The organism is Streptomyces sp. NPDC029151 (assembly GCF_055564315.1).
The window spans coordinates 387,651-400,532 of record NZ_JBVHWQ010000001.1 but is presented as its reverse complement, the minus strand read 5'-3'; the positions used below and the strand labels follow the sequence as shown (position 1 = coordinate 400,532).

13 protein-coding genes and 1 pseudogene are annotated in these 12,882 nt (G+C 74.0%); 6 read left to right on the top strand and 8 right to left on the bottom strand.

Features of this window, described 5'->3' with window-relative positions; translation table 11 throughout:
* The first annotated feature begins 25 nt into the window (after positions 1-25).
* The gene (locus ACZ4VF_RS01565; RefSeq protein ID WP_356160564.1) at positions 26-382 is read left to right on the top strand and encodes a cupin domain-containing protein; all 357 of its coding nucleotides are present in this window, start codon (positions 26-28) and stop codon (positions 380-382) included.
* Between the two features lie 210 nt (positions 383-592).
* On the opposite strand, the gene ACZ4VF_RS01560 is transcribed toward ACZ4VF_RS01565, so the two are convergent.
* From ACZ4VF_RS01560 to ACZ4VF_RS01550, 3 genes are all read right to left on the bottom strand, one after another.
* Positions 593-1,567: a D-cysteine desulfhydrase family protein gene (locus tag ACZ4VF_RS01560; protein ID WP_467922442.1), complete on the bottom strand. Its 975-nt coding sequence runs from the start codon at positions 1,565-1,567 to the stop codon at positions 593-595.
* A 131-nt stretch (positions 1,568-1,698) separates the two neighbouring features.
* Positions 1,699-3,048, bottom strand: a complete 1,350-nt coding sequence (locus ACZ4VF_RS01555) for a vWA domain-containing protein (RefSeq protein ID WP_467922441.1) — start codon at positions 3,046-3,048, stop codon at positions 1,699-1,701.
* On the bottom strand, positions 3,045-3,902 hold the full coding sequence (locus ACZ4VF_RS01550) for an AAA family ATPase (RefSeq protein ID WP_467922440.1): 858 nt from the start codon (positions 3,900-3,902) through the stop codon (positions 3,045-3,047). The genes ACZ4VF_RS01555 and ACZ4VF_RS01550 overlap by 4 nt, the downstream gene beginning before the upstream one ends.
* Positions 3,903-4,059: 157 nt before the next feature.
* Here ACZ4VF_RS01550 and ACZ4VF_RS01545 point away from each other — a divergent pair, with 157 nt between their 5' ends.
* The 4 genes from ACZ4VF_RS01545 to ACZ4VF_RS01530 all read left to right on the top strand — a co-directional run bounded on the left by ACZ4VF_RS01545 (position 4,060) and on the right by ACZ4VF_RS01530 (position 7,079).
* Positions 4,060-4,632 carry a TetR/AcrR family transcriptional regulator gene (locus ACZ4VF_RS01545; RefSeq protein ID WP_467922439.1) on the top strand — a complete coding sequence of 191 codons (573 nt, stop codon included), beginning with the start codon at positions 4,060-4,062 and terminating at the stop codon, positions 4,630-4,632.
* Positions 4,633-4,760: 128 nt separating this feature from the next.
* Entirely contained in the window at positions 4,761-5,441 is a 681-nt protein-coding gene (locus ACZ4VF_RS01540; protein WP_467922438.1) for an ABC transporter permease, read from the top strand.
* 28 nt (positions 5,442-5,469) lie between these two features.
* Positions 5,470-6,141, top strand: coding sequence for an ABC transporter permease (locus ACZ4VF_RS01535; protein WP_467922437.1), 672 nt, complete (start codon positions 5,470-5,472; stop codon positions 6,139-6,141).
* The gene (locus tag ACZ4VF_RS01530) at positions 6,138-7,079 is read left to right on the top strand and encodes an ABC transporter substrate-binding protein (protein ID WP_467922436.1); all 942 of its coding nucleotides are present in this window, start codon (positions 6,138-6,140) and stop codon (positions 7,077-7,079) included. The genes ACZ4VF_RS01535 and ACZ4VF_RS01530 overlap by 4 nt, the downstream gene beginning before the upstream one ends.
* 6 nt (positions 7,080-7,085) lie before the next feature.
* Here ACZ4VF_RS01530 and ACZ4VF_RS01525 read toward each other — a convergent pair whose 3' ends face one another.
* From ACZ4VF_RS01525 to ACZ4VF_RS01505, 5 genes are all read right to left on the bottom strand, one after another.
* Positions 7,086-8,240 (bottom strand): ABC transporter ATP-binding protein, encoded by a 1,155-nt coding sequence (locus ACZ4VF_RS01525; protein WP_467922435.1) that lies wholly within the window; start codon positions 8,238-8,240, stop codon positions 7,086-7,088.
* A gap of 69 nt (positions 8,241-8,309) precedes the next feature.
* Entirely contained in the window at positions 8,310-9,311 is a 1,002-nt protein-coding gene (locus ACZ4VF_RS01520; protein WP_467922434.1) for a zinc-dependent alcohol dehydrogenase family protein, read from the bottom strand.
* Between the two features lie 95 nt (positions 9,312-9,406).
* Entirely contained in the window at positions 9,407-10,048 is a 642-nt protein-coding gene (locus ACZ4VF_RS01515) for a LutC/YkgG family protein (RefSeq protein ID WP_467922433.1), read from the bottom strand.
* A complete protein-coding gene (locus ACZ4VF_RS01510) occupies positions 10,045-11,523 on the bottom strand; it encodes a LutB/LldF family L-lactate oxidation iron-sulfur protein (protein ID WP_467922432.1) in 1,479 nt (492 codons plus the stop codon). The genes ACZ4VF_RS01515 and ACZ4VF_RS01510 overlap by 4 nt, the downstream gene beginning before the upstream one ends.
* Positions 11,524-11,548: 25 nt before the next feature.
* Entirely contained in the window at positions 11,549-12,304 is a 756-nt protein-coding gene (locus ACZ4VF_RS01505) for a (Fe-S)-binding protein (RefSeq protein WP_467922431.1), read from the bottom strand.
* Positions 12,305-12,587: 283 nt separating this feature from the next.
* On the opposite strand from ACZ4VF_RS01505, the pseudogene ACZ4VF_RS01500 reads away from it, so the two are divergent.
* Positions 12,588-12,862 (top strand): annotated as a pseudogene (locus ACZ4VF_RS01500) (transposase); the annotation flags it as partial.
* Positions 12,863-12,882 lie beyond the last annotated feature (20 nt).

Below are 12,882 nucleotides of genomic sequence, written 5' to 3'. Positions count from 1 at the left end.
AGCGGCCGGAAGGGAGGACACCGTCATGCTGGAAGTGAAGACGGTCGAGAAGCCGGACGAGCGGCGCGACTTCCCCCGCGGCCACCTCGAAGCGCTCCACCTGACCGGGCTCGACTTCGCGGTGGGCACGTTCGAACCAGGATGGCGCTGGTCGGAGTGTGTGGCACCGATCGCGGGCACCGAGAGCTGCATGGTCCACCACAACGGGTACGTGGTGCAGGGACGCATGCATCTCCGCATGGACGACGGCGGCGAGTCCGAGGTCGGCCCGGGCGACGTCTTCGTCTGCCCGCCCGGCCACGACGCCTGGGTGGTCGGTGACGAACAGGTCGTGGTGTACGACTTCGCCGGGACGATGGCGAACGAGTACGCGAAGGGTTAGCGGCGGGAACGCCGGGCCCCGCTCGCGAGACCTCCCCACCGGGCCGCACCGGGTGCGGCCCGGACACGCCTGTGCCGAACTGATTGCCGGTGCGGTGCGGTGCGGGCGGGTGCCGGGCGTGGGCGGGGCCCCGTCCGGGCCGGTGTCGGGGGCCAGTCCGGGCAAGGGCGGCGCTGTGGGGCTCCGTCCGGGCCGCGCGCGGCCCCCGCCTCACGCGTCGAAGGCCTCCGCACCCTCCTCCGCGAACGCGACCGCGTCCGGGTGGCCGAACAGGCCGGGCAGGCCGCCGGTGTGGAGGAGGACCGTCTTCTCGCCGGGGCGGATGTCGCCGGCCAGCACGGCTGCCCTGAGCCCGGCCAGGGCGCGGCCGGTGTAGACCGGGTCCAGGACCAGGCCCTCGGTGCGGGCGGCGAGCCGGAGGGCTTCGCGTACCGGGGTGGTGAGGGTGGCGTACCCGGCGCCCACCTGGTCACGGCGGATCCGCAGCTCCTGCGGCGCGACCTCCCCGTCCGTGAGGGCCGCGGCGAGGTCCGACACCGCCGCGGCCGGGTCGGTCAGCGCGCCCACGTCGACGCCCAGCACCGACCCGCTGCCGAGGGCCGCCACCAGGCCCGCCATCGTGCCGCCCGAGCCGAGCGCCACCACCGCCGTCCGCAGGTCCGGGAGGCGCTCGCGCAGCTCCTCGCCGCAGCGCAGGTAGCCGCGTGCGCCCAGGGCGCTGGAACCACCGAACGGGATCAGCGCCGGGCGGGCGCCGCCGGACCGCAGGCGCGCGCAGACCTCGGCCGCCACCGTGTCCAGCCCGGCCTGGTCCACCTCGCCGGCCCAGGCGAGCCGGGCGCCTAGGAGGCCGTCCAGGGCCAGGTTCCCGGAGTGCGAGGTGCCCGGAGTGCCGCGCAGCACCAGGACGACGTCCAGGCCGAGCCGGGCGCCCGCGGCGGCGGTCAGCCGGGCGTGGTTGCTCTGCGGGGCACCCGTGGTCACGACCGTGTCCGCGCCCTCGGCGAGGGCCGCGCCCATCGTCCACTCCAGCTTGCGGATCTTGTTGCCGCCCCCGCCGAGGCCGGTCAGGTCGTCCCGTTTCACCCACAGGTCGTCCGGCCCCAGTCCGAGCGCGGCGGCCAGCCGGGGCGCCGGCTCCAGCGGGGTGGGAAAGGTGCCCAACGGCACGGGAGGGTGATGCATGGCGGTGTCCTCGGGGCGGTCTCGGTGTCGTCGGCCGGCGGATGCCGGTGCTGTCGGCCGGTCGTCCACGGTGTCGGCAGCCGGTGGATCACGGCCTCGCCGGCCAGTGCATCACGTCCGGCCGCCCGGCGTCACACCGGGAGCAGCGCCGCGATCAGCCCGCTGAGCTGTCGGGCCGTGCGGCACTCGTGCATCTCGACCAGCTCGGCATAGGCAGGCGCGGCCGAGTCGCCGGTGCCCCAGCGGTCGCGCGGCTCGGGGTTCAGCCAGTAGACGCGTCGGGCCCGCCGGGCGAGTTCGCGTACCGCGGGGAGGTTCGGGTCGCTCATGTTGGTCCGCGCGTCACCGAGCACGAACACCGTCGTACGCGGGCCCACCGCACCGAGGTACCGCTCGGTGAACTCGCCCAGCGCCATGCCGTAGTCGCTGCTGCCGTGCCAGCCGGTGAGCGTGGCCTCCGCGCGGATCCGGGTGCCGAGCCCGTCGGGGTCGGCACGGCCGTGACCGAGCAGGCCGGTGACCTCGTCCAGCCGGTTGACGAAGGCGAACACCCGGACCTTGCGGAACTGGTCGTGCAGGGCCTGCACGAGGAGCATGGTGAAGTCGGAGAAGCCGGACACGGAGCCGGAGACGTCGCAGAGCAGGACGAGTTCGGGGCGGACCGGGCGACGCCGGCGCAGCACCGGCCGCATCGGCACGCCGCCCGTGGACAGCGAGGAGCGCAGGGTGCGGCGCAGGTCGATCGTGCCACGCGCGGCCCGGCGGCGCCGTGCGGCGAGCCGGGTGGCCAGCTTGCGCGCCAACGGCTGGACCGCCCTGCGCAGCTCGGCGAGTTGGTCCCGGTTGGCGTACAGGAAGTCGACCCGGTCGGCGGTGGGCCGGACACCGCGCCGCGCGATCTCGTCCCGCCCGCGCCGTTCCGCGACCCGGCGCCGGGCCTCCGCGCCGACCATCCGCCGGAACTCCTCGATACGGCGCCTGATCTCGTCGTCCAGCAGCCGGTCCGCGAACCCGCTGCCGCCCCGGCCCCGGACGTCGGCCCGGACCCGGGCGAGCAGGGTCTGGGGGCGCAGCCGGTCCAGGGTCTGGTACGCCGAGAAGCCGTCCGATCCCGGCGAACTCCCGTACCCGCCCAGGCCGTCGACCGCCTCCGCCGCCAACTGCGCCATCAGCGCCCGGTCGTCGGCGGCCAGCGCGTCCGCGAGCCGGTCGCGCAACGTCTCCCGGTCCCGAGGGTGGCCGTCCCCGGGGCCGCCGACACCGCGCGGGAAGTACAGGTCGAAGACCGCGTCGAACACGGCTCGCTGACCCGGGCCGTGCAGCAGGGTCGCGGCCAGCCCCTCGCGCAGCAGCTGGCGGTCCGCGAGGCCCAGCGCCTCCACCGCGCGGGCCGCGTCCACGGTCTCACCGGTGCCGATCCGCACCCCGTGCGCGCGCAGCGCCGCGGCCAGGCCGGTGATCCGGTCGGCGACGGCGGTCACAGCGCGTCCAGGTCGAGCTTGGCCGCCGCCTTCTGGATGTCGTCGTGGTGCTTGAGGATCACCCCGAGGGTGTCCCGTACGACGGTCTCGTCCAGCGTGCCGGCGCCCAGAGCGAGGAGGGTGCGCGCCCAGTCGATGGTCTCGGCGACGGACGGCACCTTGCGCAGGTCCATCGCGCGCAGCGCGCCGACCACCCGGACCACGGACTCGGCCAGCGCCTCGCCGAGGCCCGGCACCTTCAGCCGTACGATCCTCCGCTCCAGATCCTCCTCCGGGAAGCCGATGTGGAGGAACAGGCAGCGGCGGCGCAGCGCCTCGGACAGTTCGCGGCCGGCGTTGGAGGTGAGCACGACGAACGGGCGGCGGGTCGCGGTGACCGTGCCCAGCTCCGGGACCGTGACCTGGAAGTCGCTGAGCACCTCCAGCAGCAGCCCCTCCATCTCGACGTCGGCCTTGTCGGTCTCGTCGATGAGCAGCACGGTCGGCTCGTCGCCGCGGATGGCGGTCAGCAGCGGGCGGGGGAGCAGGAACTCCTCGCTGAAGATGTCGGTGCGGGTCTCGTCCCAGCTCTCGTCGCGGCCCGCGCTGATGCGCAGCAGCTGCTTGGCGTGGTTCCACTCGTACAGGGCCCGGGACTCGTCGACGCCCTCGTAGCACTGGAGGCGGACCAGCCGGGCGTCGGCGACCTGGGCGACGGCCTTGGCCAGCTCCGTCTTGCCGACCCCGGCGGGGCCCTCGACCAGCAGCGGCTTGCCGAGCCGGGCGGCGAGGAAGACGGTGGTGGCGACGGCGGGCGAGGCGAGGTAGCCGGTCCCGGCGAGGCGGGCGGAGACGTCGTCGACGGACGTGAACAACGGGGCCTCCGGTGGTTCGGGGAGTCGTGGACGGCTGGGTCGGCCTGTGCGGTTCTCGGCCTCCGCCCTCCTATCTAAGCGCTTGTTCAGCTCTCGCGCCATGGGGATGCGCCTCCGCGACACACCGATCGGTTTCGCCGCGCGGTAACCTCGCCCCATGGCCGGCACACAGAAGGCGTCCCCGCGCGAGAGGCTCCTCGACGCCACCGCGCGGCTCTCCTACCGCGACGGCGTGTCCATCGGGGTGGAGGCGCTCTGCCGCGAGGCGGGTGTCTCCAAGCGGTCGATGTACCAGCTCTTCGACAGCAAGGACGAGATGCTGGCCGCCGGCCTGGAGCGGCGGATCCCGCGGTACCTGACCCTGTTCACGCACCCCGACGCGGAGGCCGCGACCCCGCGCGAGCGCATCCTGTACGTCTTCGAGCGGCTCCAGGAGGGTTCCGCGGACCCCGACTACCACGGCTGCCCCTACCTGGCGGCGCTGGTCGAACTGAAGGACCCGGAACACCCGGCGAGCGTGGTCGCCCGCGGGGTCAAGGACGCCCTGGCGGAGAGCTTCCGCGCGGAGGCGGAGCGGGGCGGCGCCCGCGACCCCGAGCTGCTCGCCCGCCAGCTCGCGCTGGTCTTCGACGGCGCCAGCGCCCGGGCCGGCGCACGGGTGGAACACCTGGACGACGGTCTCGCCACGGCGACGGCGACCGTCCTGCTGGACGCGGCGGGCGTGGGGTAGCGCCCGCGCCCCCTGGGGATCCGGGGAGCGCGGCAGCCGGGAAGCCGCCGGGTCCCCAGGGGGCGCGGTGCCCCCGGACGGGCCAGCACAGCGTGCCGACCCGGTCGCCCGCCGGGTCCAATGAGACCGTGACCGCGCCCCCGGACGACTGCCTCGCGCGCAACGAATGGATCTGCGGCGCCTATCTGAGCACCCGCCGCCAGATCCTGCTGGACGCGGTCGTCCAGCACCTCCAGCTGACCTTCCTGTCGGTCCTGATCGGTCTGGCCGTCGCCCTGCCACTCGCGGTGCTGGCCCGCCGCTGGGGCTGGGCGGCCGGACCGGTGCTCGCGGTCACGACGATCCTCTACACCATCCCGTCGCTGGCCATGTTCTCCCTGCTCCTGCCCCTCTACGGCCTCTCGGCCGGCCTCGTCGTCGCCGGGCTGGTGCTGTACTCGCTCACCCTGCTGGTCCGCAACATCCTCGCCGGCCTGCGCGCGGTCCCGGAGGAGACCCGGCAGGCCGCGCGCGGCCTCGGCTACGGTCCGGTCCGGCTGCTGCTCACCGTCGAGCTGCCCCTCGCCCTGCCCGCCGCGACGGCCGGCCTGCGCATCGCCACCGTCTCGGCGGTCTCCCTGGTCACGGTGGGTGCGATCGTCGGCTTCGGCGGGCTCGGCAACCTCATCTACGCGGGCATGAACACCTACTTCAAGGCCCAGGTGCTCACCGCGTCCGTGCTGTGCGTGCTGATCGCCGTCGCCGCCGACCTGCTCCTGCTGGGCGTGCAGCGGCTGATCACCCCCTGGACACGGGCGGCCCGCGGATGAGCCCCGTCCGGCCGCGGAAGGCCCGCGCATGAGCACACTCACCGCCTCCTGGGAGTGGCTCACCGACCCCGCGCACTGGTCGGGCGACGACGGCATCCGGCACCGGCTGCTCCAGCATCTCGCGCTCACCGTCGTCTGCCTGCTCCTCAGCTGTCTGATCGCCCTGCCCGTCGCGCTCCTCCTCGGCCACCTCGGCAAGGGCGGCGCGCTCGCCGTGAACATCTCCAACGTCGGCCGGGCCGTCCCCACCTTCGCCGTGCTGGTCCTGCTGCTCCTCACCCCGGTCGGCAGATGGGGCGAGGGGCCGACGGTGGTCGCCCTGGTGCTGTTCGCCGTACCGCCGCTGCTCACCAACGCCTACGTCGGGATGCGCGAGGTGGACCGCGGTGTGGTCCAGGCGGCTCGGGGCATGGGCATGACCGGCCGGCAGCTGCTGTTCCACGTGGAACTGCCCCTTTCGCTCCCCCTGCTGCTGAACGGGGTGCGGATCGCCGCCGTCCAGCTCGTCGCCACCGCCACCATCGCCGCGCTCGCGGGCGGCGGCGGTCTCGGCAGGATCATCACCGCCGGCTTCAACCTGGCCAGCACCCCCCAGGTGGTCGCGGGCGCGCTGCTCGTCGCCCTGTTCGCGCTCGTCGTCGAGGGCGTCTTCGAGATCGCCGAGCGGCTGGCACCGGCCTGGGCCGGGAACGGCCGGTGAGGGGCCGTACGGCACTGGCCGCGCTCGCGCTCCTCGCGCTGGGCGCCTGCGCCACCGGTCCCTCCCTGGAGAACCGCGGCCGGGTCACCGCACCGCCCGGCGACAGCCGCCACCTGACCGTCGGCTCCGCCGGTTTCACCGAGAGCGACCTGCTCGCCCAGCTGTACGCCCAGCTGCTGAACCGGGCCGGCTACCGGACGTCCCTCCTCACCGTCGCCAACCGGGAACTGTACGAACCGGCCCTGGAGTCCGGCCAGATCGACGTCGTCCCCGAGTACGCGGCCACCTTCGCCGACTGGCTGGGCGCCAAGACGCACGGAGCCGACGCCGCACCGGCCGGCTCGCCCGACCTCGGTGCCACCATGCGGGTGCTGCGCGGCCTCACCGCGCCCCGCGGCCTCACCGTCCTCCCGCCGGGCCGGGCCGTCGACCAGAACGCCTTCGCGGTGACCGCCGCCTACGCCCGCCGGCACCGGCTGAGGACCCTCAGCGACCTCGGCGCCTCCGGACTGCGCGTACGGCTCGCGGCGGGCGACGAGTGCGTGCAACGGCCCTACTGCGCGCCGGGGCTGCGGAAGGTGTACGGCATCGACATCACCGGCGTCGACCCCAAGGGCGTCGGCACCACCCAGGCCAAGCGGGCGGTGCAGGCCGGCCGGGACCAGATGGTGCTGACCACCACCACCGACGCCACGCTCGGCTCCTTCGGCCTGGTCCTGCTCGCCGACGACCGGCACCTGCAGAACGCCGACTACGTCGTCCCGGTCGTCAACCGCGCCCGCGCGGGCGGCCCCGGTGTGGCGAAGGCGCTCGGCAGGCTCAACGACGTCCTCACCACCGAAGACCTGGCCGCCATGAACCAGCAGGTCGACAGCTGGCGCAGGCTGCCGGCCGACGTGGCCCGCGCCTATCTGAGGGACAAGGGCCTGCTGAAGTGACCCGGGTCAGGCGTCCGCCACCGAGTCGAACGGCACCTGCCCCCGTCTCACGCCGCGCGCGTCCGCGTCCACCGAGCGGCGCAGCGCCTCGTGCAGCTTGGCCGGGGTCAGCACCCCGAGGAACCGCGCCCCCTCCAGCACCGCGACCCACCCGGCGTCGTACTGGAGCATCACCCCGAACGCCTGCTTCAGCGGTGCGCCGACCGGCACCCAGGCGGTCATCCGGTGGGTGAGGTCCCCGACCGTGCCGCCCACCGCCAGTTCGTCGATGCCGACCCAGCCGTGCAGGTCACCGCCCGCGTCCAGGACCACCGCCCAGCGGGCGCCCTCGGCCCCCAGCCGCTCCAGCGCCGTTGCCGCGGGCTCGTCCAGCCGGACCACCGGCGGCTGCTCCAGGTCGTCCCGTTCGATCGCGGTGACCGACAGCCGCTTCAGACCGCGGTCCGCGCCCACGAAGCCGGCGACGTACGGTGTCGCGGGCGCCCCGAGCACCGTGCCCGGCGTGTCGAACTGCTCGATGCGGCCCTGCCCGTACACGGCGATCCGGTCGCCGAGCCGGACGGCCTCCTCGATGTCGTGCGTGACCAGCAGCACCGTCTTGCGCACGGCGGCCTGCATCCGCAGGAACTCGTCCTGCAACTGCTCGCGCACCACCGGGTCGACGGCGCCGAACGGCTCGTCCATGAGCAGCACCGGCGGGTCCGCGGCCAGCGCCCGCGCCACGCCGACCCGCTGCCGCTGCCCGCCGGACAGCTGCTCCGGGTAGCGCGGCCCGTACGTCTTCGGGTCGAGGCCCACCAGGTCCAGCAGCTCGGCCGCCCGCGCCCGCGCCTTCGCCCGCTTCCAGCCGAGCAGCGCGGGGACGGTCGCGGTGTTGTCCAGGACGGTGCGGTGCGGGAAGAGACCCACCTGCTGGATGACGTACCCGATCCGGCGGCGCAACCGGACCGGGTCGACGGCCGCGATGTCCTCGCCGCCGACGAGGATCCGGCCGGAGGTCGGCTCGATGAGCCGGTTCACCATCATCATGGTGGTCGTCTTGCCGCACCCGGACGGGCCGACGAGCGTGACCAGTTCGCCCTCGGACACCTCGAAGGAGAGGTCGTCCACGGCCGTCGTACCGTCCGGATACCGCTTGGTGACCTGCTCGAACCGGATCATTCCCTCACGCTACGGCAGCGGGCCCGCGGGCTCATCCCGCCGTGCCCCGACCGGCGGACAGCGGGCCGTTCAGTGCCCGGTCGTCAGCACGATCTTGCCGTACTGGGTCCCGGCCTCCATGTACCGGTGGGCCTCGACGACGTCCTCCAGCGGGAAGGTGCGGTCCACGACCGGGCGCAGGGTGCCGGTGCGCAGCCCCGAGTCGACGAAGGCGACGGCGCGCCGCATCCGTTCCGGGACCGCCAGGACCTCGCGGGTCACGGTGTAGGTGCGCATGACGAGCGGGGGCATGCCCAGGTCGAAGCCGGGGAAGGGGGTGGGCTCGCCGCTCTGCATCCCCCACAGCAGCAGCGTGCCGTCGGCGGCCACGGCCCGGGCCAGCTCCCGCACGCCCGGTCCGGCGACGGCGTCGAGGACCTGCTCGGCGCCCCGGCCACCGGTCAGTTCCAGCACGCGCGCGGCCACGTCCTCCTCGTCGGAGACGATCACCTCGGCGGCGCCGTCGTCCAGCAGCCGCTGCCGCTTGGCGCGGGTCCGGGTGACGGCGACGGGCGTGGCGCCGAGCCGGTTCGCCGTCTGGATCGCGGCCAGGCCGAGGCTGCTGGAGGCCGCGTTCACCACGGTCACGTCTCCGGCCCGGATCCCGCAGACCTCCGCCATCGCGCCGTACGCGGTCAGGTACGGCATCCACACCGCCGCCCCGCTGACCGGGTCCGTCCCGGGGGAGCGGGGGAGCAGCGCGGAGGCGGGCACGAGCGCGCGTTCGGCGTACACGCCGTAGTCGTTGTGCGAGAAGTTCGGCACGACACTGACCGGCCGGCCGGGCGCCACACCGGTCACCCCGGGGCCGACGGCCTCCACCACGCCCGCCGCCTCGTTGCCGAGCCGGGCCGGGAACTGCTTGACCGGTTCGATGTAGCGGCCGCCGCGGAACAGCCCGTCGGCCCGGTTCACACCGATCGCCTCGATGCGCAGCAGTACCTCCCCGGGACCCGGCTCACCCGGCTCCAGATCCTCCAGCCGCAGCACCTCCGGCCCGCCGGTCTCGTGGAACCGCACCGTCTTCGCCATGCCAACTCCCCCTTGTCGCACCGGTGATCGCGGACCACTCTGCGACAAAGTACGAGGACTGTCAAACTACGACCGCTCTCGTACAAGCGGGATCGTCAGCCGAGCAGGATCACCTCCAGGGTGCGCGGGCCGTGCACGCCCTCCACCCGGTCCAGCTCGATGTCGCTGGTGGCCGACGGGCCGGAGATCCAGGTCGACGGGCGGACCGGGTCGAGCCGTTCGAGGGCCTGCGGGACCGAGGACACGACCTGGTCCGGGACCCGGACGACACAGATGTGGTGGTCCGGGACGAGCGAGACACGGCGCCGCCCCTGGTCCGGGGAGCCGTCGAGGACGATCGTGCCGGTCTCGGCGATGGCCAGGGCGCACCCCGTCACCACGCTGCCCACCCGGTCGAGCCGCCGCGGGGTGTCCGCCGCCCGGTCGTCGATCCGCACGGCGTCCGCGGCGGCCGTCCACTCCGGTGGCAGCCCGGCCGGCACCAGCACCTCCCGGGAGCCCCGCTCGGCCAGCAACCTGCCGATCAGCGCGGGCAGCCGCTCCGGACCACTGCGGTGCACGACCGCCCGGTAGTCCGCCAGGTTCTCCGCCAGCAGCTCCACCGTCTCCTCGACGGTCCGCCGCCCGTGCTCGCGCAGATAGGCCCGCGGCACGGCCTCCTCGTAGGACCGGTCGTCCGGCGGCACATCGGCGAGCGCGCGCCGCACCCGGCCCAGGATCCGCTCCCTGCTGCTCACTCGGCACCGTCCTTCCCGCCGCGCGTGCGCTGCCACCAGTCCCGGAAGGGTTCCGGCGGCACGGCCGGCAGGTCCCGGGCACCGCTCCACGCCCGGCCGGGCCCCGGCAGGGTGCGGGGGTGCAGCCTGCGGGTCCGGGAGGCCAGCCGCTGGCCCGCGCGCAGGGCGTCCGGGTGGCTGAACGCCCAGCGCGCCGCCCGCATCGCCGCCCGCTCGGCCGCGTGCCCCTTCGCCGGCCGGAGCACCACCTTGTTGCCCTGCCGTACCGCCGGACCCCCCTCCACGACTCGCTCCCGCAGGTGCACCAGCACCTCGGGGATGTCGATGGCGACCGGGCACACCTCGTAACAGGCCCCGCACAGGCTCGACGCGTACGGCAGGGAGGCGTCGATGTCGCTCCCGGTGCCCCGGAGCTGCGGGCTGAGGATGGCGCCGATGGGGCCCGGGTACACCGAGCCGTACGCGTGCCCTCCGGCCCGCTCGTACACCGGGCACACGTTCAGGCAGGCGGAGCAGCGGATGCAGCGCAGCGCCTGGCGGCCGACCCGGTCGGCGAGGGTGTCGGTGCGGCCGTTGTCGAGCAGGACCAGGTGGAAGGCGCTCGGACCGTCGCCGTCCGTCGTGCCCGTCCACATGCTCGTGTACGGGTTCATGCGCTCCGCGGTGGAGGAGCGGGGGAGGGTCTGGAGGAAGACCTCCAGGTCCCGCCAGGTGGGGACGACCTTCTCGATGCCGACCACCGAGATGAGGGTCTCCGGCAGGGTCAGGCACATCCGGCCGTTGCCCTCGGACTCCACGACGACCAGCGTGCCGGTCTCGGCGACCATGAAGTTGGCGCCGGAGACGCCGACCTTGGCGCGCAGGAACTTCTCCCGCAGGTGCAGCCGGGCGGCCTCGGCGAGTTCGGCGGGCGTGTCCGTGAGGTCGTCCGGCGCGGGCCGGCCCCACCTGCCCATCTCCTCGCGGAAGATGTCCCGGATCTCGCCCCGGTTGCGGTGGATGGCCGGGACCAGGATGTGCGAGGGGCGGTCCCCGCCCAACTGGACGATCAGCTCGGCGAGATCGGTCTCGTAGGCGCGGATGCCCTCGGCCTCCAGGGCCTCGTTGAGGCCGATCTCCTGGGTGGCCATCGACTTGACCTTGACGACCTCCGACTCGCCGGTCTCCCTGACCAGCCGGGTGACGATCCGGTTGGCCTCGTCGGCGTCGGCGGCCCAGTGGACCGTACCGCCGGCCGCGGTGACCGACTGCTCCAGCCGGACCAGGTACCGGTCGAGATGGCGCAGCGTGTGGTCCTTGATCCGGCTGCCCGCCTCCCGCAGCGCCGCCCAGTCGGACAACTCGCCCACCGCCCTGGCCCGTTTGGCCCGGATGGTGTGGGTCGCGTGCCGCAGGTTGCCGCGCAGGGTGGGGTTGTGGACGGCGTCGTGCGCGGCCTGCGGGAAGGCCGGCATGCCGACGAACGTTCCGGTCACGCCGGTCCCTCCTCGGTCGTTGCGGTCATACCGCCGGTTCCTCCTCCGTGCTCGCCAGGATCTCCGCGATGTGCACCGGCCGCATCCCCGTCCGCAGCCGGCTCATCGTGCCGCCGAGGTGCATCAGACAGGAGTTGTCGGCCGCGCACAGCACCTCCGCACCCGTCGACTCGGCGTTGCGCACCTTGTCCACGCCCATCGCCGCCGACACCTCCGCGTTCTTCAGCGCGAACGTGCCGCCGAACCCGCAGCACTCCTCGGCACCCGGCAGCTCGACCAGCTCCAAACCCCTGACGGCCCGGAGCAGCCGGCGCGGCCGGTCGCCGAGCCCCAGCCCGCGCAGCCCGTGACAGGTCGGGTGGTACGTCACCTTGTGCGGGAAGCAGGCGCCGACGTCCGTCACCCCGAGCACGTCCACCAGGAACTCGGTCAGCTCGTACGTCTTCGGCACCACCGGCGCCAGCGTCCGCGCGAGACCGTCCCCGCGTCCCTCGGCCCGCGCCCGTTCCCCCATCCGCGGATACAGCTCCCGCACCATCGCCCCGCACGAACCCGACGGCGTCACGATCGCCTCGTACTCCCGGAAGACATCGGAGAAGCGGCGGGCCAGGGGTTCGGCCTCATGGCGGTAGCCGGTGTTGTAGTGCGCCTGCCCGCAGCAGCTCTGGCCCATCGGGAAGTCGACGTCGACACCCAGTCTGGTCAGCAGCTTCACCACGGCACGCCCGGTGTCCGGATACAGCGTGTCGTTGACACAGGTCAGGAACAGGGCGACACGCATCGCGGCTCCTCGGTGTCGGTCGTCGGACGAGTGCAGGGTAGTCGGCGGTGTCGCGCCGAGCGGAAGCCACGGCTCACCGCGTGGCGAACCGGGCCTCGGCCGCCCGCCACCGCCCGCTGTCGCCGTGGGGCGTGTACCGGTGAGCGTCCGGTTGCCAGCAGGGTGCGCAACGCGGTCAGGTTTCCGACGTGCCCGTGCGCGGGCCTGTACGGGGACGTGGCCGAGAGCGGCCGCCCCGGTCGCACCGGCCACGACCGGCGGACCGCGGGCGTCAAGACTGCGCCGTCGGCGCCCGGCCAAGCTGCATGCCGACAAGGGATACGACCACGACCACTTGCGCCGATGGCTCCGCCGACGCGGCGTTCACCACCGCATCGCCCGCCAGGGCATCGAGTCCTCCCAGCGACTGGGCCACCACCGCTGGGTGGTCGAGCGCACCGTGTCCTGGCCGGCTGCCGCCGCCTGCACCGCCGCTACGAGCGCAAAGCTGAGCACTTCCTCGCCTTCGTCGGCATGGCCGCGGCTCTCGTCGGCCACCGTCGGCTCGCCGAAAGGTGACGTCCTAGACTGACGAGCGG